Here is a 20,780-nt window from a genome sequence, read left to right as displayed (position 1 = left end):
CGAGGAAACACCCCATGACCAAGCAGGAGCTGTTCGAGCGCCTGAGCACCATCCTCCAGGAAACCTTCGACATCGAGCCGTCGCGCATCATCCCGGAGGCGCGGCTGCACGACGACCTGGACATCGACAGCATTGACGCCATTGACCTGCTGGTGCGCCTGAAGCCGGTGGCCGGCCAGCGCGTTCCGCCGGAAGTGTTCCGCTCCGTGCGCACGCTGCAGGACGTGGTGGACGCGCTGTACGGCCTGCTCGGCAGCGACTCCGCCGCGGCGTGAAGCGTCTGCGTCCGGTGCTGTTGGGGCTCGTGAGCCTCGCCTACCCGCCGCTCGTCTATCTGGGCCTGGGCCACTTCGAGCCCCGCTGGATGGCGCTGCCCCTGGCGGCCATGGCGGTGGTGCGCGCGGTGGCCACGCGGGAGAAGATGTGGCTCGCGGCCGCGGTGGGCGCCCTGGTGCTCGCGGGCTCCAGCATGCTGGGCAACAACGCCCTGCCGCTGAAGCTCTACCCGGTGCTGGTGAACGCGGTGCTGCTCACCGTCTTCGCCACCAGCCTCGCGTATCCGCCCAGCGTGATTGAGCGCCTGGCGCGGCTGCGGGAGAAGGACCTGCCGCCGTCGGGCGTGGCCTACACGCGCCGGGTGACGCAGGTGTGGTGCGGCTTCTTCGTCCTCAACGGCACGCTCGCGTTCACCACGGCGCTCTTCGCGAGCGACGCGACGTGGGCGCTCTACAACGGCCTCATCGCCTACGGCCTCATGGGCCTGCTGTTCGCGGGCGAATGGGTGGTGCGGCAGCGGGTGCGCGCACGGCACGCCCATGGCTGAGCCGCTCGCGCTCGAAGACCTCCTCGTCCACGGCCGTCCCGCCGGGCACCCCGTGGCCCGGAGCGAGGACGGCGTGCGGGACTTCGGTGCGTTCCGCGCCCGGGTCTGCGGCTGGCGCGCGGCCTTCGCGGCGCACGGCGGTCAGCGCTACGCCCTCTTCACCGAGGACACCTTCGACTTCGCCACCGCGCTCCTGGGCGCCTGGCACGCGGGCGCATGCGTCTACCTGCCCGCGGACGCGCGCCCCGCCACGCTGGACGCGCTGAAGGCCCACGTGGACGGCTTCGCGGGCCGGGCCCCCCCAGGCCTTCCGCCACTCGCGCCCGCGATGAACGAGGACGGAGCCTCTTCCGCGCTCCAGCCCCTCTCGCCGGAGCTGGCCGCGCTGGTCGTCTACACGTCGGGCTCCAGCGGGGAGCCCACCGCCATCCCCAAGCGCCTGTCGCAGCTGTCCCGCGAGGTGGCCACGCTGGGCCAGCTCTTCGACGCGGAGGTGGGCGACGTACCGGTGCTCGCCACCGTGTCGCACCAGCACATCTACGGCCTCCTGTTCCGGGTGCTGTGGCCGCTGACGTCGGGCCGCCCGTTCGACGCGCACGCCCTGCCCTATCCGGAGGACATCCTCTCCGCGCTCCAGGCTGGCCCCGGCCTGCTGGTGGCGAGCCCCGCGCACTTGAAGCGGCTGCCCTCGACGCTGGATTGGGCGGCCGTGCGCGGGAACCTGCGCGGGCTGTTCTCCTCCGGCGGGCCGCTCACCCTCGAAGCGCTCGGGGCCTGCCGCGACCTCCTGGGCCGCGCGCCGGTGGAGGTCTACGGCAGCTCGGAGACGGGCGGCGTCGCGTGGCGCCGTCGCGACACGGACGAGCACGCATCGTGGCGGACGATGCCGGGCGTGGAGGTGCGCGCCGACGAGGACGCCCTGCGTGTCCGCTCGCCCCACCTGCCCCCGGGCGACTGGTTCACCACCGAGGACCGGGCGCGGCCCGTGCCCGGCGGCTTCGAGCTGTTGGGGCGGCGGGACCGGCTGCTCAAGCTGGAGGAGAAGCGCGTGTCGCTCTCCGCCATGGAGCGGACGCTGGTGGCCGGGGGCCTCCTGCGCGAGGCCCGGGTGCTGCCCCTCACGGAGGGCCACCGGGTGATTCTCGCGGTGGTGGGCGTGCCGGACGCGGACGGCTGGCGGCTCCAGGAGTCGGGGGGCAGGCGGTCCCTGAGCCAGGCCCTGCGCGAGAAGCTGGCCCCGCATTTCGAGCCCAGTGCCTTGCCGCGCCGGTTCCGGTATCTGGAGGCCATGCCGGTCAACTCCCAGGGCAAATCCACCGAGGCGGCGCTCGCCGCGCTCTTCGACCCGAAGCGTCCTCCGTTCCGCGTGCTGGAGCGCTCCGGCGAACGCGTGCTGCTGGAGGTGGAGGTCCCCGCGAACTCGCCATACTTCGACGGGCACTTCCCGGACTCGCCCATCCTGCCCGGCGTCGTGCAGCTGGAGTGGGCGCTCCTGCTGGGCCGCGAGCACTTCGCCATGCCGCCGGACTTCCTGCGGCTGGAGACGCTGAAGTTCCAGCAGGTCATCTCACCCGGCACGCAGCTGACGGTGGAGCTCACCTGGGCGAAGGAGTCCGGGCGGCTGGGGTTCAAGTTGACGTCGGCCAAGGGCTCGCACGCCAGTGGCCGCATCGTGTTGGGGGGAGCGGCAGGATGAAGGTCTGCGCGGTGATTCCGGTCTACAACCACGGCGAGGCCGTGGGCGCGGTGGTGAAGGCCGTGCGAAGCCACGGGCTGCCCTGCGTGCTGGTGGACGACGGCAGCGAGCCCGGCTGCGCGGCGGTGCTGGACGGCCTGGCGCGCGAGGACAGCGAGCACGTGGCGGTGGTCCGCCTGCCCCAGAACGAGGGCAAGGGCGGCGCGATGATGGCGGGCCTGCGCTCGGCGCTGGAGCGGGGCTACAGCCACGCGCTGCAAATCGACGCGGACGGCCAGCACAACGCCAACGACATCCCGCGCTTCCTGGCGCTGGCGAAGGCTCGGCCGGACACGCTGGTGTGCGGCACGCCCGTCTACGACGAGTCCGTGCCCAAGGGCCGGCTGTACGGCCGCTACGCCACGCACATCTGGGTGTGGATCAACACGCTGTCGTTCGCCATCCGCGACTCCATGTGCGGCTTCCGCGTGTATCCGCTCAAGCCCACCGTGGCGCTCATCGACTCGGTGAAGATTGGCAAGCGGATGGACTTCGACGTGGAGGTGCTGGTGCGCCTGTTCTGGCGCGGCATGCACATCCTCAACCAGCCCACCCAGGTGCGCTACCCCACCGACGGCATCTCCCACTTCGACGTGCTCTGGGACAACGTGCGCATCTCCGGCATGCACGCCCGGCTCTTCTTCGGGATGCTGGTGCGGCTGCCGGTGCTGCTCTGGAACAAGGTGGCGAAATGAAGTCCCGCCACTGGGCGGAGATGGGGGAGACCACCTTCGTGGCCGGCATCTGGATCCTCTACTGGGTCCACCGGCTGCTGGGGCGCTGGCCCTTCCGCGTCTGCCTCTACCCGGTGGTGCTGGTGAACTGGCTCCGGCGTCCGGCGCTGCGTCACGCGTCGCGCCAGTACCTGGAGCGGATGCAGGCGGCCACGGGGGGCCTGGGCCGCGCGCCCCACTGGCGCGACAGCGTGCGCCACGTGCTGATGTTCGCGGAGACCATGCTGGACAAGCTGCTCGCGGTGAGCGGCCGCTACCGCTTCGAAAGCGTGCGCACCGAAGGCCGCGAGGAGCTCTACGCCGCGGCAAGGTCGGGCCGGGGCGGCGTCATCGTCACCGCGCACATGGGCTGTCTGGAGCTGTGCCGCACCATGGCGGAGCGCCGGGGCGAGGTGAAGCTCAACATCCTGGTGCACACGCTGCACGCGGAGCAGTTCAACCGCCTGCTCAAGCGGCTCAACCCGGACAACGACTTCCGCCTGATGGAGGTCACGGACATGGGCCCGGCCACCGCCGTCGCGTTGAATGAGCGCGTGGAGGCCGGCGAGTTCGTGGTCATCGCGGGCGACCGCATCCCGGTGAATTCCGCGCAGACGGTGCGCGTCGACTTCCTCGGCCACCCGGCGCCATTTCCGGTGGGCCCGTACGTGCTGGCGGCGCTGCTCAAGTGTCCGCTCTTCCTGCTGGGCTGCATCCATGAAGGCGACGGCTACACCATCCGCTTCGAGCGCCTCTTCGAGCGCGTCGTGCTGCCCCGGGGCAAGCGCGAGGCCGCGCTCACGGACTGCGCGCAGCACTACGCAGGCCGGGTGACCGCGCTCCTCCAGCGCGCGCCCTACGACTGGTTCAACTTCTTTCCCTTCTGGGATCAGGTGCATGTCTCCGCGAAGCCCCCCACTTTCTGACACCCCGGTCCGCTTCGACGGCACCCGGCTGACGCTCGAGGACGTGGGCGCCCTGTCGCGCCGCGAGCGCCCGGCGGAGCTGAGCCCGGCCCCGGCCTTCCGCCAGCGCATCGCCAAGGGCGCCGCGTTCCTGGACCGGCTGCTGGCCGAGGACGGCGTCATCTACGGCGTCACCACCGGCTACGGCGACTCCGTGACGGTGTCCATCCCGCCCGCGCTCGTCGCGGAGCTGCCGCACCACCTCTACACGTACCACGGCATCGGGGCGGGCCGGTTCCTCACCCCGGAGGAGACGCGCGCGGTGCTGGCCACGCGGCTGGCGTCCCTGTCGCAGGGCTTCTCCGGCGTGGGCGTGCCGCTGCTCACCCAGCTGGAGCTGCTGCTCCAGCACGACGTGCTGCCCCTGATTCCCGCGGAGGGCTCCGTGGGCGCGTCCGGGGACCTGACGCCCCTGTCCTACGTGGCGGCGGTGCTCTGCGGCGAGCGCGACGTGTGGCACCGGGGCGAGCGCAAGCCCGCGGCGCAGGTGCTCCAGTCGCTGGGCATCGCGCCGCTGAAGCTGCGGCCCAAGGAAGGCCTGGCCATCATGAACGGCACCGCCGTGATGACGGCCCTGGCGTGCCTGGCGTGGGAGCGGGCGGAGTACCTGTCGCGGCTCTCCACGCGGCTCACCGCCTTCAACGTGCTGGCGAGCGCCGGCAACGCGCACCACTTCGACGAGACGCTCTTCGCGGCGAAGCCTCATGCCGGCCAGCAGCGCGTGGCGGCCCGGCTGCGCGCGGACCTGGTGACGGACCGGCCGCCGCGCAACGAGCAGCGGCTCCAGGACCGGTACTCGCTGCGCTGCGCGCCGCACGTCATCGGCGTGCTGGAGGACGCGCTGCCGTACTTCCGCACGCTCATCGAGAACGAGCTGAACAGCGCCAACGACAACCCGCTCATCGACCCGGACGGCGAGCGGGTGCTGCACGGCGGCCACTTCTACGGTGGCCACATCGCCTTCGCCATGGACGGGCTGAAGACCGCGGTGGCCAACGTGGCGGACCTGCTGGACCGCCAGCTCGCGCTGCTGGTGGACCCGCGCTTCAACCACGGGCTGCCCGCGAACCTCTCCGCGTCCACGGGCGCCCGCGCGGCCATCAACCACGGCCTCAAGGCGGCGCAGATCAGCGTCTCCGCGTGGACCGCGGAAGCGCTGAAGCAGACCATGCCCGCGTCCGTCTTCTCCCGCTCCACGGAGTGCCACAACCAGGACAAGGTGAGCATGGGCACCATCGCCGCGCGTGACTGCCTGCGCGTGCTGGAGCTGACGGAGCAGGTGGCCGCGGCGATGCTCATCGCGGCTCGCCAGGGCGTCACCCTGCGCCAGCGGCTGGACGCGGACGCGAAGCCCGGCCCCGCCATGGCCGCGATGCACGCGGACCTGGAGGCGCGCATCCCCCTGCTGGTGGAGGACCGCGCGCTGGATGGCGAACTGCAGGGCCTCATCACCGCCATCCGCCGCCGCGAGTGGAGGCTGCATGAAGCCTGACCTGAGCTGTGAGCTGGAGCTGGAGCCGCCGTTCCACGACCTCGACATGATGGAGATCGTCTGGCACGGCCACTACGTGAAGTACCTGGAGCTGGCGCGCGCCGTCATCCTGCGCAAGCACGACTACGACTGGCCGCAGATGCGCGAGTCCGGGTACGGCTGGCCCGTGGTGGAGATGAAGCTCAAGTACGTGTCCCCCATCTCCTACAAGCAGCGCATCATCGTGCGCGCTGAAATCACGGAGTGGGAGAACCGCCTTCGCTTCGACTACCTGCTGCGCGACGCGGACACCGGGCGCAAGGTGAACCAGGCGCACACGCTCCAGGTGGCGGTGTCCTTGAAGACAGGGGAGATGCAGTACGTCTGCCCGGAAGTCCTCTGGAAGAAGCTGGGAGTGATGCCGGGATGAAAGCCTTCCTCGTGTTGATGGTGTCGCTGCTGTCCCTGAGCGCCCACGCGGCGGACCTGGTGAAGGACGTGCGCGCGCGGCTGGTGGACGCGCCGCTCGTGCGCGGCCAGTTCGAACAGAAGAAGTCCGTGGCGGGCTTCAAGAAGCCGCTCGTGTCCAGGGGGGACTTCCTCCTCGCGCGCGACCAGGGCGTGCTGTGGAACACGCGCACGCCGTTCGCCTCCACGCTGACGCTCACGCGCAAGTCGCTGAGCGCGCAGCAGGCCTCCGGCGGCGCGGCCTACCACCTGGACTCCACCAAGGAGCCCGCGCTGGCGGCGGTGAACGAGCTGCTCTTCGCGCTCCTGTCGGGCGACGTCGCGGCGCTCCAGAAGCGCTTCAAGGTGGAGGGCGAGCTGGTGGGCACCGCCGGCTGGAAGCTGGAGCTGACGCCCACGGACGCGGGGCTCGCGCGCGTCTTCAAGCACATCCACCTGGAGGGCGACGGGTACGTGCGCCAGGTGCAGCTGGACGAGATGCGCGGCGACAGCAGCATCATCACGTTCGACCAGCTGGCACGGACGCCTCCTCCCGACGCCAAGGAAGCGGAACGCCTTGGCAAATAAGCTGGCCATCCTCTGGGCCCTGGTGGTGCTCGCCGTGGGCGTGCACCAGGTCCGGTTCTGGCGCTCGGCGAGCCTGGACACCGACGTGCTCGCGCTCCTGCCGGAGGACGAGCAGGCGCCGGAGGTGGACGCCGCCACGCGCAAGCTCGCGGACGACGCGGGCCGGCAGGTGGTGCTGCTGGTGGGCGCCAACGACTGGCCGTCCGCGCAGAAGGCCGCGGACGAGGCCACGCGCGTGCTGGAGGAAGCGGCGGGCCTGCTGGAGCCGGCGATGGTGGACACCTCCGCGCTGGACCAGGCGGTGGACTTCTACCGTCCTTACAGAGACCGGCTGCTCACGCCCGCGCAGCGTCAGTGGTTGGCGCACGCGACGCCGGATGAGCTGGGCGGCACGGCGCTGATGAAGCTGTATCAGCCCGCGGGCGCGCAGCTGACGGACTGGAACGCGGATCCGCTGGGCCTGTGGCAGGACTGGTGGCAGGCCCGCGCCGCGGAGACGTCCGCCCGGCCCCGCGACGGACGGATGTGGCTGTCCGGCGAGGGGCGCGAGTGGGTGCTCCTCATGTGGAAGAGCAAGGTGTCCGCCTTCGCGCTGGGGGACGGCTCGCGCGTCACCGCCACCGTGGAGCGGGCGCGCGCGAAGGTGGAGGCCGCCGTTCCCGGAGGGCGGCTCGTGGCAGCGGGCGTGCCGCTGTACGCGGAGGCCGCCGCCGCGCAGGCGAGCTGGGAGATGTCCACCATCGGCTTCGGGTCGCTGGCGGCGGTGCTCCTGCTGGTGTGGCTCACCTTCCGCTCGCTCCGGCCCATCGTTCTCGTGGGCGTGTCGCTCACGCTGGGCTGCGCGGTGGCGCTCACCGTCACCGCGCTCGTCTTCGACCGCGTGCACCTGCTCACGCTCGTCTTCGGCTCCAGCCTGGTGGGCGTGGCGGAGGACTACGGCTTCCACTACTTCGCCGCGCGGCAGGGCAAGGCGCCCTCGGAGCGCGGGCCGGTGATGCGCTCGCTGTTGCCCGGCATGGCGCTGGCGCTCGTCACCAGCGTGGTGGCGTACCTGGCGCTGGGCGTCGCGCCCTTCCCGGGCCTGCGGCAGATGGCCGTATTCTCCGCCGCCGGCCTCACCGCCGCGTTCCTCACCGTGGTGTGCTGGTTCCCCGCGCTGGACACGGGCGCCCTGCCCGTCACCTCCTTCGCGGAGCGCTTCTCCGCGTCCATCACCCGCTGGCCGCGCATCGCGTCCACGCCGGCCTGGTGGGTGTCCGGCGCGGTGGTGGCGGTGCTGGTGGCCGTGGGCCTCTGGAAGCTGGAGCCCCGGGACGACCTGCGCCAGTTGCAGGGCGCGCCCGCGAACCTCATCGCGGATCAGCGCGAACTGGGGCGCCTGTTGGGACTGCCCAGCCCGGCGCAGTTCTTCCTCGTGCAGGGCGACAGCGACGAACAGGTGCTCGCGCGCGAGGCCGTGCTGAAGACGAAGCTGGACGCGCTGGTCGCGGAAAAGGTCTTCGCGGGCTACCGCGCCGTGTCTGACTGGCTCCCGTCCGAAGCGCAGCAGCGCGAGGACGCGGCCCTGAGCGCCCGCGCGGAAGGACAGGCGGTCGCCGCCGTCAGCGCCTCCACGGGTGAAGCCCCCACGCGCGCAGCATTCTCACAGGAACCGCTCACGCCCTCGCACTTCCTCTCCGGTCCCGCCGCGGGCGCCATCCGGCAGCAGTGGCTGGGGACGCTGGGCAAGGCGCAATACAGCGTCCTCATGCTGCGCGGCCTCAACGACCCCAAGGTGCTGCCGCGCCTGGAAGAGGCCGCCCAGGGCCTGGAGGGCATCCGCTGGGTGGACAAGACGGCGGAGATTTCAGGGCTGCTCAGCCGCTACCGCCGCATCATGGGCGGGCTCATCGTCGCGGGCTACCTCGCGGTGCTGCTCACGCTGGTGGCCCGCTTCGGGCGCCAGGCGTGGCGCGCGTGGCTTCCCTCCGTGCTGGGCACGCTCCTGACGCTCGCCATCTTCGGATGGGTGGGCGCGCCGCTGCAGCTCTTCACCGTGCTCGGGCTGGTGCTGCTCCTGGGCATGGGCGTGGACTACGGCATCTTCCTCCTGGAGCACCCCGGTGACGGCTCCGCGTGGCTCGCGGTGGCGCTGGCCGGCGTGAGCACGCTCCTCTCCTTCGGGCTGTTGGGCCTGTCCGCCACGCCCGCGCTGCGCTCGTTCGGCCTCGCCATGTTGCTGGGCGAGGTCACCATCTGGATTCTCACCCCCTGTTTCCGACTACCACCCGGGAAAGCCACACATTGAAAACTGAATCAGCGGACATCCTCATCATTGGCGCGGGCCCCGCGGGCTCCGTCGCGGCCGGCCTCCTTCGCAAGCAGGGGCGTGAAGTCCTCGTGCTGGAGCGCGAGCAGTTCCCGCGCTTCTCCATCGGCGAGAGCCTGCTGCCGCAGAGCATGCAGTACATCGAGGAAGCCGGCTTCCTCCAGGACGTGGTGGAGGCGGGCTTCCAGTTCAAGAACGGCGCGGCCTTCGAGCGCGCCGGCAAGTACACGGACTTCGACTTCCGCGACAAGTTCACCCCTGGCTGGGGCACCACCTACCAGGTGCAGCGCGGCCACTTCGACCACGTGCTGGCCAAGGCCGCGGAGCGCAAGGGCGCCACCGTGCGCTTCCGCCACGAGGTGCTGACCGTGGACTTCTCCGGCGAGAAGCCGGAGGTGACGGTGCGCCCTCCTGAAGGCGAGACGTACCGCGTGCAGGCGCGCTTCATCCTGGACGCGAGCGGCTTCGGCCGCGTGCTGCCGCGCATGCTGAACCTGGAGACGCCGTCCAACTTCCCCGTGCGCGGCGCCATCTTCACGCACGTGGAGGACCGCATCCCCCCGGGCACCTTCGACCGGAACAAGATCCGCGTCACCACGCACCCGGAGCACGTGCACGTCTGGTATTGGACCATCCCCTTCTCCGGCGGCCGGTGCTCGCTCGGCGTGGTCGCGAAGAAGGAATACCTGGAGCAGTACACCGGCACGGACACGGAGCGGCTCCAGGCCATCGTCAATGAGGCGCCGTCCCTGCGCAACCTGCTGAAGGACGCGGTCTGGGACACGCCCACGCGCAAGCTCACCGGCTACGCGGCCAACGTGAAGTCGCTGTGGGGACCGGGCTTCGCGCTCCTGGGCAACGCGGGTGAGTTCCTGGACCCGGTGTTCTCCTCGGGCGTCACCATCGCCTTCAAGTCCGCGAGCCTCGCGTCGGCGTGCATCGCCCGGGAGTTCGCCGGGGAGAAGGTGGACTGGGAGAAGGACTACGCGGTGCCGCTCAAGGCGGGCGTGGACACCTTCCGCACCTTCGTGGAGTCCTGGTACGAGGGCGGCTTCCAGAACGTCATCTTCCACCCCAACCCGTCCGAGGACGTGCGCCGGATGATCTCCGCCATCCTCGCCGGCTACGCGTGGGACAAGAACAACCCCTACGTCGCGGACAGCAAGCGGCGCCTGGGCGTCCTCGAGGAACTGTGCGCGGCCTGATTCCCGCCCTGCTCGTCGCGGGCCTGGTGGCCTGCACTACCACGCCCCGGCCGAGGCCCGCCGCTCCTGGCGAGCCCCTGCCGGAGCTGCGCCTGGCCCCCGCCGCCCTCGGGGCATCCGTGAGCCTGGCGCAGCAGCTGGTGTTCGCGCACGAGCAGGACCCCGGAGGCCCTCGCTCCCTGGAGGCCCTCATGGAGGTGGACCCCGCCCGGATGCAGCTGGCGGGGCTCGCCCTGGGGCAGCGCATCCTCACGCTGCGCTGGGACGGCACCCGGCTGGACGAGGAGCGGGACCCCCGCCTGCCCGCCCAGTTCAACTCCGCGCTGGTGCTCCGGGACGTGCAGCTCGTCTACTGGCCCGCCGACGCCGTGCGCGCCGCCCTGCCCGCGGGCTGGACCCTGGAGGATGGGCCGGGACGGCGGACCCTGTCGAAGAACGGCAGGGAATGGGTGACGGTGCGCTACGATGGGCAGCCGCGCTGGGAAGGGCGCACGCAGCTCACCAATCTGTCCGAGCACTACCAGCTCACCATCGAATCGCACGTCGCGGACGAGTGACACCCCATGCCTCCTGTCTTCCTCAACCAGCTGGGCCTTGTCTGTGCATTGGGCTCCGGGAAGCAGGAGGTGGCCCGGGCCCTCTTCGCGGACACCGTCTCCGGCGTCGCTTCGCATGAGGGCTTCGCGGACCGGCCGCTGCACCTGGGCGCCGTCACCGCGAAGCTCGCGGCGCAGGACGCCCTGCCCCCTTCGCATCACAGCCGCAACAACGCGCTCCTGCTCACGGCGCTGGAGCAGGTCCGCCCCGCGGTGGACGCGGCGCTCGCGAGGTTCGGCCCCGCGCGCGTGGCGGTCGTCCTGGGCACCAGCACCTCTGGCATCGGAGAGAGCGAGGGCGCCATCGCGGGCCACCTGGCCACGGGCGAGCTGCCCTCGCGCTTCCACCTGAACCAGCAGGAATTGGGGTCCCCGGCGCAGGCGCTCGCGCACGTGGTGGGCGCGGGCGGCCCCGCCTATGTCATCTCCACCGCGTGCTCCTCCAGCGCCAAGGCCCTGGCCAGCGCGGCGCGGATGCTGCGCGCGGGCACCGTGGACGCGGTGCTGACGGGCGGCGTGGATTCACTGTGCCGCTTCACCGTCGCGGGCTTCCGCGCGCTGGACTCCGTGAGCGAGGAGCGCTGCAACCCTATGAGCGCCCACCGCCACGGCATCAACATCGGCGAAGCCGCGGCGCTGTTCCTGATGACGCGCGAGCCGGGACCGGTGCGCCTGTCCGGCTGGGGCGAGTCCTCCGACGCACACCACATCTCCGCGCCGGAGCCCGGCGGCAAGGGCGCCATGGCCGCCATCCAGGAGGCCCTGAAGCGCGCCGGGGTGTCTCCGGAGCAGGTGGACTACGTGAACCTGCACGGCACCGCGACGGTGCAGAACGACGCCATGGAGAGCCGCGCCGTGCACGCGCTCCTGGGGCCGGACGTGAAGGCCAGCTCCACCAAGCCGCTCACCGGCCACACGCTGGGGGCCGCGGGCGCGCTGGAGGCGGCCTTCGCGTACCTCACGCTGGTGGACAACCCGGAGGGGCATCTGCCCGGGCACTTCTGGGACGGGGCCGTGGACGCCTCGCTGCCGGCGCTGTCGCTGGTGAAGCCGGGGGAGGCGCTGGGGCGCCCGGTGAAGACCGTGCTGAGCAACTCGTTCGCCTTCGGGGGCAGCAACGCGGCCCTCGTGCTGGAGCGCGCATGATGCGCATCGTGATTGATCAGCCCATCGAGGAGCTGGTGCCCCACGAGGGGCGCATGCGGCTGCTCGACCGCGTCCTGGAGGGCGACGCGGACTCGCTCGTCGCGGAGGTCACCGTGCGCGAGGACAGCCTCTTCTTCGCGGACGGCGTCGTGGGCGGCTGGGTGGGCATCGAGTACATGGCGCAGGCCGTGGCCGCGTGGGCCGGGTGGCATGCGCGCAAGCGCGGCGGCACGCCCCGGGTGGGCTTCCTGCTGGGCACCCGCCGGTATGAATGCAGCCGCCCCGTCTTCAAGCTGGGGGAGTGCCTGCGCGTGGAGGTCCACCGCCAGTTCTCCGCGGACAACGGGCTGGGCCAGTTCGACTGCACCCTCACGGTGGACTCGGAGAAGGTGGCCACGGCGGCGCTGACGGTCTACGAGCCGCAGCCGGGGCAGGACCTGGGAAGGGGCAACACAGATGGGTGACAAGACGGTGCTGGTGACGGGCTCCAGCCGGGGCATCGGCCGCGCCATCGCGCTGCGCCTGGCCCGCGACGGCTACGACGTCGTGGTGCACTGTCGCAGCCGGCGCGACGAAGCGGACGCCGTGGCCGCTCAGGTGCGCGAGGCGGGCCGCGAGGCGCGCGTGCTCCAGTTCGACGTGGCGGACCGCGCGGCCACGCAGGCCGCGCTGCTCGCGGACGTGGAGGCCCACGGCTGCTACTACGGCGTGGTGTGCAACGCGGGCATCGCTCGCGACAACGCCTTCCCCGCCATGACCGCGGACGAGTGGGACAGCGTCATCCACACCAACCTGGACGCCTTCTACAACGTGCTCAACCCGCTCACGATGCCGCTGGTGCGCCGCAAGAAGCCGGGCCGCATCGTCACGCTGGCGTCCGTGTCCGGGCTCATGGGCAACCGGGGCCAGGTGAACTACAGCGCCGCCAAGGCGGGCATCATCGGCGCGACGAAGGCGCTGGCGGTGGAGCTGGCCAAGCGTGACATCACCGTCAACTGCGTGGCGCCGGGCCTCATCGACACGGAGATGGTGCCCCCGGAAGTCCTCGAAGAGGCGATGAAGATCATTCCCGCCCGCCGGGTGGGCAGGCCCGAGGAGGTCGCCGCCGCGGTGAGCTTCCTCATGGCGGAAGACGCCGGCTACATCACGCGGCAGGTGATTTCGGTGAACGGGGGGATGATCGGATGAAGCGCGTGGTCGTGACCGGAGTCGGTGCGCTGAGCCCCCTGGGCCATGACTGGACGACCGTCGAGGCGCGGCTGCGTGCGCGCCAGAACGCCGTCCAGGTGATGGAGCCCTGGAAGGCCTACGAGGGCCTCAACACGCGGCTGGGCGCGCCCGCGCTGCCGTTCGAGCTGCCGCCGTCCACGTACTCGCGTAAGGCCACGCGCACCATGGGCCGCGTGGCGCTGCTGGCGACGCGGGCCAGCGAGCTGGCGCTCCAGGACGCGGGCCTCCTGGGCAGCCCCCTGGTGAAGGGGGGGAAGATGGGCATCGCCTACGGCTCCTCCGCGGGGACGCCGGAGAACATGGGCGACTTCGGGAAGATGATCACCCACAAGACGACGGAGGGCATCACCGCGACGACGTACCTGCGGATGATGTCCCATACGGCGGCGGTGAACATCGGCGTCTTCTTCGGCATTACCGGCCGCATCGTCACCACGTCCAGCGCGTGCACCTCCGGCAGCCAGGGCATCGGCTACGCGTACGAGGCCATCAAGCTGGGCCGCCAGGTGGCGATGCTCGCGGGCGGCGCGGAGGAGCTGGACGCCACGGGCGCGGCGGTGTTCGACACGCTCTTCGCCACCAGCACGAAGCACAACGAAGCGCCGCACCAGTCCCCCCGCCCCTTCCACGCCCAGCGCGACGGGCTGGTGCTGGGCGAGGGCGCGTGCACGCTGGTGCTGGAGGAGCTGGAGCACGCGAAGGCGCGCGGCGCGACCATCCACGCGGAGCTCTTGGGGTACGGCACCAACAGCGACGGGCGGCACGTCACGCAGCCCAACGCGGACACCATGGCGGAGGCGATGCGGCTGGCGCTGGAGGACGCGGGCGTGCCGGCCTCCGCCATCCCGTACGTCAACGCGCACGGCACGGCGACGGACACGGGCGACGTGGCGGAGAGCGCGGCGACGAAGGCCGTCTTCGGGGAGAAGGTCGCCATCTCCAGCCTCAAGAGCTACATGGGCCACACGCTGGGGGCCTGCGGCGCGCTGGAGGCGTGGATGAGCATCCAGATGATGCGCTCGGACTGGTTCGCGCCCACGCTGCACCTGACGGCGGACGCGGTGGATCCGAAATGCGCGCCCCTGGACTATGTCATGGGCGAGGGACGTGCTTTGCAGACGGACCTGGTGATGAGCAACAACTTCGCCTTCGGCGGCATCAACACGTCGTTGATCTTCCGCCGCTGGCCCTGACGCCTGGAGACCCCGCGATGAAGAAAGCCCTCCTGTTGCTGGCCCTGACCGCCGCGAGCCCCGCGCTGGCGCGCGACACCGTGACGAAGGTGAAGCTGGCGGACGTGATGGCCCTGCCCGAGGCCAAGGAGAAGCTGGACGGCTCGGTGAAGTTCTACCTGGACGGCGCGAAGACGCCCAAGGCGCTGAAGACGCTGGGCAGCGACACGACGAACAAGAAGACCAACGGCGTGGGCAAGTCGGACGACTACGCCTGCAAGTGGGCCGCCCTCTCCGCGCTCATCGCCCTGCAGGAGGGCGCGAAGAAGAACGGCGCCAACGCGGTGGTCAACATCGTCAGCTACTACAAGAAGGTGGAGTCCAAGAGCGCCACCGAGATTGAGTGCCACGCCGGCAGCTTCGTCACGGGCGTCGCGCTCAAGGGCGACTACGTCACCATCGCGAAGTAGCCCGCCGTCCTGCCCGGACGCGGCGGCCGCTACCGCCGCGCCGGCACCTCGATGCGGCAGACGCTCGCGGGCGCCAGGTTCCGCGAGCGCATCCAGGACTCCAGGCCGCGGTCGATGCGCGCCGAGTCCTCCGCGGTGAAGCGGCGGTTGTCCTGGAGCTTCCAGCCCTGCGGGTAGTTGCCCGAGTAGCCATTCACCGTGGGCACGCCGTGCTCGACGGACGCCCAGACGGCGTCCAGCTGGTACTTCCACTCCTGCGCCTCGCCGGACGTCGGCGCGTAGAAGAAGGTCGCGCAGCCGGGAGGGATGCGCGCGGCCACCGCCTCCACGTCCGCGCGGGCCTCGTGCCGGTCATACGCGGGGCTGGCGAGTCCCTGCTCCAGGAGGCACAGCGCGCCCAGGCCCACCGCCAGCGCCGCGCGCCCGGAGTCCCACTGCCGCTGGAGGTACAGCGCCAGCCCCACGGCCGCGGGCACCAGCAGCCACATGCCAATGCGGGCCAAGGCCCGGATGGCCGCCGCGCCGGGCACGCCGTGGAAGACGAGCCACCAGGGCGTGAAGCCACCGGTGTAGCGCGAGGCGAGCACCAGGGTGGCCACCGCCACGACGAGCAACAGCCGCACCGCGGGCCGCGAGCGCGCCTGCCACAGGCCAATGGCCGCCAGCACTGGCGTCACGAAGCCGAAGCCCAGCCGGTGCTCCCACGCCACGGGCATGCGCTGGAACTTGGAGAAGCCGTTCGTCCAGCCGTACAGCCAGCTGTCCTGGCCCACGAAGAACCAGCTCCAGAAGCGCGGCACCATGGGGGAGACTTCCGCGAAGGTGCGCAGCCCCACCGTGCCGATGGCCTGACGGGAGTGCAGGACGAGCGGCGCGAGCAGCGCCAGCCCCACGACGCCAAAGCCCACGAGCGCCGGAAGGTGGCGGCGCAGCGCCGTCAGCAGCGGGCCGCGCGTGTCCCGGAAGGCGAGCCCGGCGATGAACGCCAGCAGCAGGAAGAAGAAGAGGAACCAGCCCCAGTAGAAGCCCGCGTAGAGCTGCGCCACGAACGCGCCCACCAGCAGCGCGGCCCACGCCACCCCGCGCCGCCGGTCCGTCTGGGGCCGCGTCAACGCGACCACCGCGCCCACCGCGAGGAGCGCGAAGAACTGCCCTTCCAGCTGCGGGTGGTTGAGCTGGTTGATGCGCGGCGCGCCAGCCGTGAAGAGCACCGCGCCCACGACGGCCGGAAACACGCGCAGGCCAAAGCCTCGCCGCAGCAGCCACACCGCCGCGGCGTAGTTGAGCGCCGCCATGGTGAGCGCCCACGCCTGCCACGACAGGTCCGCGCCCAATCCCAGCGCGCGCCACACCCAGTAGAACGGCGCCACGCCCAGGAGCACGTCGGAGTACGCGGCGACGTTGGACTCGGGGTGGAACATCGGCGGGTCCCAGAAGCGCGCGTGCGCGGGGTCGCCGGACACGAAGCGCCAGCCGTGCTCCAGGACGTAGTGGTTGAAGCGCACGTCGCCCTCGTCGCCCTGCACCAGGCGCAGCCCGGACAGGATGGCGGGATGGTGCGACAGCAGCAGGGCCAGCACGCCGCCAGCGAGGACGAGCAGGGCGACGCGGGTGCGTTCCGAGGCGGCGGTTCCCATGGGCGCCGGGAGCGTTAACACACTGTTTGTCATGTCAGAGCAGCTTCTGTCCCAGCACGTCGAAGGCCTCGACGACGGTCGCGGCGGAACGGCTGGCCGGGTACTCGTCCGCCAGCAGCGTCCAGATCATCGTGTCCCGGAGCACGCCGTCGGGCGCGACGAGCCGCTGTCGCAGCGTGCCTTCATGGACGAAACCCAGCCTCCGGGCGACCGCCGCGCTGGGCACGTTGCGGGGGTCACAATGGATCTCGACCCGGCGGACGCCCTCCACTTCGAAGGCGACACGGGTGAGCGCCCCGGCGATCTCGGTCGCGAGCCCCTGGCCCGTGTGAGCGGCTGAAATCCAGTAGCCGATCTCCAGTGCACCCTCGCCCACCCGGGGATGCAGGCCCGTGCCGCCGAGGACCTCGGAGCCGGCGCGGTTGAAGACGCCATAGGTGAAGTCCTGCCCCATGTCGAAGAGCCCGCGCATCCGGCGGAGCTGCCCCGCCTGTTGCGCCACGCTCATCGGGTAGCGCTTCGCCCATTCCATCCAGGGACGCAGGTGCTCGAGACTGGCTTCAATGGCGCGAAGTGCCAGCGGCGCATCGGCCGGTGACCAGCAGCGCAGCACGGTGTGTTCGGTCTGGACTGTGTATGCAGGACGACATGCGGTCGAAGTCACGCGGCCCTCGGATGGCTCAATCTCATACGGTAGCCAGGACCCAGGAGCATCGCATGCGATGGTTCAACGCGCTCACGTTCTCCAGTGCACTGCTCGCGAGCAGCGCGGCGTTCGCCTGCGAGACGTGCCGGCCGGCGGTGGAGGCCGGCATCTTCAACGAACACTTCTGGGGCCGGCTGGCCATCACCCTGCTCCCCTTCGGCGTCGTCCTGTGCGTCGTGGCGCCGCTGCACTTCCTGGGGCGTGAGCCATGAGCCGGATGCACCGGGGGCCCCTGCTCTCCGCGGGCGTGATGCTGGGCGTGGGCCTGGGCGGCTTCGTCGACGGCATCCTCCTGCACCAGCTCCTGCAATGGCACAACATGCTCTCCAGCCACCTGCCGCCGGACACGCTGGTGAACGCCAAGGTGAACATGTTCTGGGACGGCCTCTTCCACGCCTTCACCTGGCTCATGACCTTCAGCGGCCTGGTGCTGCTCTGGCGCGCGGGCCTGAGGACGGACGTGCCGTGGTCCACGCGCACCTTCGCGGGATGCCTGCTGGGTGGGTGGGGCCTCTTCAACGTCGTTGAAGGGCTCATCGACCACCAGCTCCTCGGCGTGCACCACGTGCGCACCGGCCCGTCCCAGACCGCCTGGGACGTGGGCTTCCTCCTCTTCGGGCTGGCATTGCTGCTGGCAGGCGGCGCGCTCATCCGCGCGGGCCGTGAGGACACCGTCCCCCGGGGCGGCCTGGATACAGCGCGCACTGGCTGACAGCCACCCGGGCCCTGGGGGACGGATGGCCTGGGGATTGCGCAGTGACAGCTTCCCGCCTCGCGGACTCTCCCGCACTCAAGGGATGCTTTCATGCTGTCACTGCGACGCTGTCCGCCTTGCCTCGCTGTCCTGCTGGCACTGTGTCTGGGAGGGTGGCCATGGGCCGAGGCCCAGCCCCTGGCCCCCGTCACCCTCCCTGGAGGCTTCTCCTCCGAGCCCGTCGTCTCGGGCCTGCAATACCCGACGACGTTCGCGAGCCTTCCCGATGGGAGCCTCCTCATCGCCGAAAAGGCAGGCGTGGTCCGGCACTTCAAGGACGGCATCCTCCAGCCCGTGCCCTTCATCGACATCCGTGGGCGGGTGAACTCGCACCATGATCGCGGGCTGCTGGGGCTGGCGGTGGATCCCGCCTTCGCCACCAATGGCTTCATCTACCTGCTCTACACCTACGACGACGATGACACGGATGACTCCGGGACCAAGACGTCGCGGCTGGCGCGCTACACCGCCGTGGGGGACATCGCCTCTCCCACGAGTGAGCTCGTCCTGCTCGGCACCGTGGTGGGCAACTCCTGCAATGACTTTCCCGCGGGCGCGGATTGCATTCCGTCGGACAGCCCGTCGCACTCCGTGGGCACCGTCCGGTTCGCGCCGGACGGCACCCTCTTCGTGACCACGGGCGACGGGTCCCGCTTCGACGCGGTGGATGACGACGCGCTGCGGGCGCAGAGCCTGGACTCCCTGGCGGGCAAGGTCCTGCACATCACCCGCTCGGGCGCGGGCGTGGCTTCGAACCCGTTCTGGAACGGGGACGCCGCGGCCAACCGCTCCAAGGTGTGGGCGCTGGGGCTGCGCAATCCCTATCGCTTCAGCCTGCGCCCCGGCACCTCCACGCCCTACCTGGGCGACGTGGGCTGGGACACCTACGAGGAGATCAACGTCGCGCGTCCGGGAGCGAACCTGGGCTGGCCCTGCTACGAGGGCACCTTCCGCCAGCACGGCTACGAACCCAAGCCCGTCTGTCAGGCGCTCTATGCCCGGGGGCCCGGTGCGGTGCGGCCTCCGCTGTATGTCTGGGACCACGGCGCAGGGGTGACGGCCACGGGTGGCGGCTTCTACACCGGCATGGCGTACCCGGAGACGTGGCGGGGCGCCTACTTCTTCGGCGACTACGGACAGCAGTGGATCCGCTCCCTGCGGGTGGATGCGAATGACGAGCTCGTGCCGGACAGCGTGACGCTGTTCGCGACCGGCGTGGGCGGGCTGGTGGAGCTCGGCATCGGGCCGGACTCCAACCTCTTCTTCGTGGACATCCTCACGGGCGAGCTGCGCCGCATCCGCTACACGGAGGGCAACACGCCGCCCGTGGCCGTGGCCTCGGCGACGCCGCGCCGGGGTGCGCCTCCCCTGCTCGTGCGCTTCTCCAGCGCGGGCTCCAGCGACGCGGACGGAGACGCGCTCCAGTACCGTTGGGACTTCGGGGACGGAACCCCCGTGTCCACGCTGCCAGGCCCGGAGCACACGTACACCACGGCCGGCTTCTACGTGGCCCGGCTGACCGTCAGCGATGGGCGCGGCGGCAGCCATTCCACCGCCGTGAGCATCTCCGTGGGCAACGTGCTGCCCGTCGTGACCATCCACTCGCCCGCGCCGACGTACCGCTTCAAGGTCGGCGACGTGGTGACCTACTCGGGCTCGGCCATCGACCCGATTGAGGGCCCCATTCCCGACAACCGGCTGAGGTGGACCGTCACCCTGCGCCACTGCACCGCGGGAACCTGCCATACCCATCCGTACTCCACGAGCACGGGGGCGACCGGGTCCTTCACCGTTCCAGACCACGGTGACGAGGTGCACTTCGAGCTCAAGCTGACCGCGACCAACTCGGCGGGGCTGACGAGCAGCTGGATGATCACCGTGGACCCGCAGCTGGTGCAGGTGACGCTCCAGACGTCACCGCCGGGGCTGGAGCTGGTGTTCGACGGCACGAGCGGACCGGCGCCCCGGGTCCGCCCGGTCATCGTCGGCTCCACGCACACCCTGGGCGCTCCGTCGCCGCAAGGCGTCTTCGGGTTCCGCGAATGGTCGGACGGCGGGGCCGCGGAGCACGTCATCCAGGCCGGCCCGAGCGACGCCAGCTACACCGCCGTCTTCGAGCCCATCGCCCCCCTGGAGTGCCCGCTCGGACAGTATCGGGCGGAGTACTTCAACAACCGGGACCTGGAGGGTGCCCCCGCCCTGGTTCGATGCGAGGGGGCGCCGCTCGCGAACGCCTGGGGCGCGGGCAGCCCCGTGCCGGAGGTGGGGCCCGACGACTTCTCCGTGCGCTGGACGGGACGGTTCTACTTCGTGTCGGGCCTGCACTACTTCGTCGCCCAGGGGGATGATGGCCTCCGCGTGTTCGTGGACGGCTCGCGCATCATCGACGGGTGGAAGGACCAGTCCACCACGAGCTACTTCGCGGCCCGCGCGATGAGCGCCGGCGAGCACACCGTGGTCATGGAGTACTACGAGCACGGGGGCGCCGCCGTGGCCGGGCTCCGCTGGTATCGCTGAAGCCCTGAGGACACCGCACCGCGCCATGGTCCCGGGGTTCCAGCCCCGGGCCGCGTGTGCGCCCTGACACCTGGAACGCAATGGCTGGGATGAAACCGCCGTTTGCGCTGTTGGCCACGCGCCCGCGTGCGCCAGAGTGCGCCACCCCGTACGGGCACACCCAGGAGCTTCCATGTCGTTCCGTTCCAGACCGCCGTTTGGCGCCGCGCGCATGACGCTCGGCGTCTGCGCGTCCGCGCTCATCAGCGCGTGCGCCTCCACCGCGCCCGCGGAGAAGTCCCCGCCGCAGGCCCAGGC

General features: G+C 71.0%; 21 protein-coding genes. 19 read left to right on the top strand and 2 right to left on the bottom strand.

Going from position 1 to position 20,780, the window contains the following annotated elements:
- Nucleotides 1-14 precede the first annotated feature (14 nt).
- Genes D7W81_RS22075 through D7W81_RS22000 form a run of 16 tightly spaced genes read left to right on the top strand, consistent with a single transcriptional unit; the run spans nt 15 to nt 14,869 of the window.
- A complete protein-coding gene (locus D7W81_RS22075) occupies nt 15-275 on the top strand; it encodes an acyl carrier protein (protein WP_120557375.1) in 261 nt (86 codons plus the stop codon).
- On the top strand, nt 272-823 hold the full coding sequence (locus D7W81_RS22070) for a COG4648 family protein (protein ID WP_120557374.1): 552 nt from the start codon (nt 272-274) through the stop codon (nt 821-823). Before D7W81_RS22075 ends, D7W81_RS22070 begins: the two co-directional genes overlap by 4 nt.
- Nucleotides 816-2,519, top strand: coding sequence for an ApeI family dehydratase (locus tag D7W81_RS22065; protein ID WP_120557373.1), 1,704 nt, complete (start codon nt 816-818; stop codon nt 2,517-2,519). The genes D7W81_RS22070 and D7W81_RS22065 overlap by 8 nt, the downstream gene beginning before the upstream one ends.
- Entirely contained in the window at nt 2,516-3,253 is a 738-nt protein-coding gene (locus D7W81_RS22060; RefSeq protein ID WP_120557372.1) for a glycosyltransferase family 2 protein, read from the top strand. The genes D7W81_RS22065 and D7W81_RS22060 overlap by 4 nt, the downstream gene beginning before the upstream one ends.
- Nucleotides 3,250-4,197 carry a lysophospholipid acyltransferase family protein gene (locus D7W81_RS22055; RefSeq protein ID WP_120557371.1) on the top strand — a complete coding sequence of 316 codons (948 nt, stop codon included), beginning with the start codon at nt 3,250-3,252 and terminating at the stop codon, nt 4,195-4,197. The genes D7W81_RS22060 and D7W81_RS22055 overlap by 4 nt, the downstream gene beginning before the upstream one ends.
- A complete protein-coding gene (locus tag D7W81_RS22050) occupies nt 4,169-5,728 on the top strand; it encodes an HAL/PAL/TAL family ammonia-lyase (RefSeq protein ID WP_120557370.1) in 1,560 nt (519 codons plus the stop codon). Before D7W81_RS22055 ends, D7W81_RS22050 begins: the two co-directional genes overlap by 29 nt.
- Nucleotides 5,718-6,137 (top strand): acyl-CoA thioesterase, encoded by a 420-nt coding sequence (locus tag D7W81_RS22045; protein WP_120557369.1) that lies wholly within the window; start codon nt 5,718-5,720, stop codon nt 6,135-6,137. Before D7W81_RS22050 ends, D7W81_RS22045 begins: the two co-directional genes overlap by 11 nt.
- Complete coding sequence (locus D7W81_RS22040) at nt 6,134-6,742, top strand: LolA family protein (RefSeq protein ID WP_120557368.1); 609 nt, start codon at nt 6,134-6,136, stop codon at nt 6,740-6,742. The genes D7W81_RS22045 and D7W81_RS22040 overlap by 4 nt, the downstream gene beginning before the upstream one ends.
- Nucleotides 6,732-9,029 (top strand): MMPL family transporter, encoded by a 2,298-nt coding sequence (locus D7W81_RS22035; protein ID WP_120557367.1) that lies wholly within the window; start codon nt 6,732-6,734, stop codon nt 9,027-9,029. Before D7W81_RS22040 ends, D7W81_RS22035 begins: the two co-directional genes overlap by 11 nt.
- Nucleotides 9,026-10,255 carry an NAD(P)/FAD-dependent oxidoreductase gene (locus D7W81_RS22030; RefSeq protein WP_120557366.1) on the top strand — a complete coding sequence of 410 codons (1,230 nt, stop codon included), beginning with the start codon at nt 9,026-9,028 and terminating at the stop codon, nt 10,253-10,255. The genes D7W81_RS22035 and D7W81_RS22030 overlap by 4 nt, the downstream gene beginning before the upstream one ends.
- The gene (locus D7W81_RS22025) at nt 10,243-10,812 is read left to right on the top strand and encodes a DUF3261 domain-containing protein (protein ID WP_120557365.1); all 570 of its coding nucleotides are present in this window, start codon (nt 10,243-10,245) and stop codon (nt 10,810-10,812) included. The genes D7W81_RS22030 and D7W81_RS22025 overlap by 13 nt, the downstream gene beginning before the upstream one ends.
- 6 nt (nt 10,813-10,818) lie before the next feature.
- On the top strand, nt 10,819-11,997 hold the full coding sequence (locus D7W81_RS22020; RefSeq protein ID WP_120557364.1) for a beta-ketoacyl-ACP synthase: 1,179 nt from the start codon (nt 10,819-10,821) through the stop codon (nt 11,995-11,997).
- Nucleotides 11,994-12,461, top strand: coding sequence for a hotdog family protein (locus D7W81_RS22015; protein WP_120557363.1), 468 nt, complete (start codon nt 11,994-11,996; stop codon nt 12,459-12,461). The genes D7W81_RS22020 and D7W81_RS22015 overlap by 4 nt, the downstream gene beginning before the upstream one ends.
- Complete coding sequence (gene fabG, locus D7W81_RS22010) at nt 12,454-13,185, top strand: 3-oxoacyl-ACP reductase FabG (RefSeq protein ID WP_120557362.1); 732 nt, start codon at nt 12,454-12,456, stop codon at nt 13,183-13,185. Before D7W81_RS22015 ends, fabG begins: the two co-directional genes overlap by 8 nt.
- On the top strand, nt 13,182-14,420 hold the full coding sequence (locus D7W81_RS22005; RefSeq protein WP_120557361.1) for a beta-ketoacyl-ACP synthase: 1,239 nt from the start codon (nt 13,182-13,184) through the stop codon (nt 14,418-14,420). Before fabG ends, D7W81_RS22005 begins: the two co-directional genes overlap by 4 nt.
- Nucleotides 14,421-14,437: 17 nt before the next feature.
- On the top strand, nt 14,438-14,869 hold the full coding sequence (locus D7W81_RS22000; RefSeq protein WP_120557360.1) for an excinuclease ATPase subunit: 432 nt from the start codon (nt 14,438-14,440) through the stop codon (nt 14,867-14,869).
- Between the two features lie 29 nt (nt 14,870-14,898).
- Here the strand turns inward: D7W81_RS22000 and D7W81_RS21995 are convergent, their stop codons facing one another.
- Both D7W81_RS21995 and D7W81_RS21990 read right to left on the bottom strand, forming a co-directional pair.
- Complete coding sequence (locus D7W81_RS21995) at nt 14,899-16,506, bottom strand: DUF2339 domain-containing protein (protein WP_120557359.1); 1,608 nt, start codon at nt 16,504-16,506, stop codon at nt 14,899-14,901.
- Between the two features lie 34 nt (nt 16,507-16,540).
- Nucleotides 16,541-17,119 (bottom strand): GNAT family N-acetyltransferase, encoded by a 579-nt coding sequence (locus tag D7W81_RS21990; RefSeq protein ID WP_244227352.1) that lies wholly within the window; start codon nt 17,117-17,119, stop codon nt 16,541-16,543.
- Nucleotides 17,120-17,223: 104 nt separating this feature from the next.
- Between D7W81_RS21990 and D7W81_RS21985 the strand changes: the two genes are divergently transcribed.
- From D7W81_RS21985 to D7W81_RS21975, 3 genes are all read left to right on the top strand, one after another.
- Nucleotides 17,224-17,424 (top strand): hypothetical protein, encoded by a 201-nt coding sequence (locus D7W81_RS21985; RefSeq protein ID WP_120557357.1) that lies wholly within the window; start codon nt 17,224-17,226, stop codon nt 17,422-17,424.
- Nucleotides 17,421-17,924, top strand: coding sequence for a DUF2243 domain-containing protein (locus tag D7W81_RS21980; RefSeq protein WP_120557356.1), 504 nt, complete (start codon nt 17,421-17,423; stop codon nt 17,922-17,924). Before D7W81_RS21985 ends, D7W81_RS21980 begins: the two co-directional genes overlap by 4 nt.
- A 93-nt stretch (nt 17,925-18,017) precedes the next feature.
- On the top strand, nt 18,018-20,483 hold the full coding sequence (locus D7W81_RS21975; protein ID WP_244227351.1) for a PQQ-dependent sugar dehydrogenase: 2,466 nt from the start codon (nt 18,018-18,020) through the stop codon (nt 20,481-20,483).
- Nucleotides 20,484-20,780 lie beyond the last annotated feature (297 nt).

It is taken from the genome of Corallococcus aberystwythensis, assembly GCF_003612165.1.
Classification (GTDB): domain Bacteria; phylum Myxococcota; class Myxococcia; order Myxococcales; family Myxococcaceae; genus Corallococcus; species Corallococcus aberystwythensis.
The sequence above is the reverse complement of the archived record's forward strand: the minus strand, read 5'-3'. Positions and strand labels throughout refer to the sequence as shown.

Coding starts and splice junctions, on each gene's coding strand:
- D7W81_RS22075 (WP_120557375.1), top strand. CDS start 15: ATGACCAAGCAGGAGCTGTTCGAGCGCCTGAGCACCATCCTCCAGGAA.
- D7W81_RS22065 (WP_120557373.1), top strand. CDS start 816: ATGGCTGAGCCGCTCGCGCTCGAAGACCTCCTCGTCCACGGCCGTCCC.
- D7W81_RS22060 (WP_120557372.1), top strand. CDS start 2,516: ATGAAGGTCTGCGCGGTGATTCCGGTCTACAACCACGGCGAGGCCGTG.
- D7W81_RS22055 (WP_120557371.1), top strand. CDS start 3,250: ATGAAGTCCCGCCACTGGGCGGAGATGGGGGAGACCACCTTCGTGGCC.
- D7W81_RS22050 (WP_120557370.1), top strand. CDS start 4,169: ATGTCTCCGCGAAGCCCCCCACTTTCTGACACCCCGGTCCGCTTCGAC.
- D7W81_RS22045 (WP_120557369.1), top strand. CDS start 5,718: ATGAAGCCTGACCTGAGCTGTGAGCTGGAGCTGGAGCCGCCGTTCCAC.
- D7W81_RS22040 (WP_120557368.1), top strand. CDS start 6,134: ATGAAAGCCTTCCTCGTGTTGATGGTGTCGCTGCTGTCCCTGAGCGCC.
- D7W81_RS22020 (WP_120557364.1), top strand. CDS start 10,819: ATGCCTCCTGTCTTCCTCAACCAGCTGGGCCTTGTCTGTGCATTGGGC.
- D7W81_RS22015 (WP_120557363.1), top strand. CDS start 11,994: ATGATGCGCATCGTGATTGATCAGCCCATCGAGGAGCTGGTGCCCCAC.
- fabG (WP_120557362.1), top strand. CDS start 12,454: ATGGGTGACAAGACGGTGCTGGTGACGGGCTCCAGCCGGGGCATCGGC.
- D7W81_RS22005 (WP_120557361.1), top strand. CDS start 13,182: ATGAAGCGCGTGGTCGTGACCGGAGTCGGTGCGCTGAGCCCCCTGGGC.
- D7W81_RS22000 (WP_120557360.1), top strand. CDS start 14,438: ATGAAGAAAGCCCTCCTGTTGCTGGCCCTGACCGCCGCGAGCCCCGCG.
- D7W81_RS21995 (WP_120557359.1), bottom strand. CDS start 16,506: ATGGGAACCGCCGCCTCGGAACGCACCCGCGTCGCCCTGCTCGTCCTC.
- D7W81_RS21985 (WP_120557357.1), top strand. CDS start 17,224: ATGCGATGGTTCAACGCGCTCACGTTCTCCAGTGCACTGCTCGCGAGC.
- D7W81_RS21980 (WP_120557356.1), top strand. CDS start 17,421: ATGAGCCGGATGCACCGGGGGCCCCTGCTCTCCGCGGGCGTGATGCTG.
- D7W81_RS21975 (WP_244227351.1), top strand. CDS start 18,018: ATGCTGTCACTGCGACGCTGTCCGCCTTGCCTCGCTGTCCTGCTGGCA.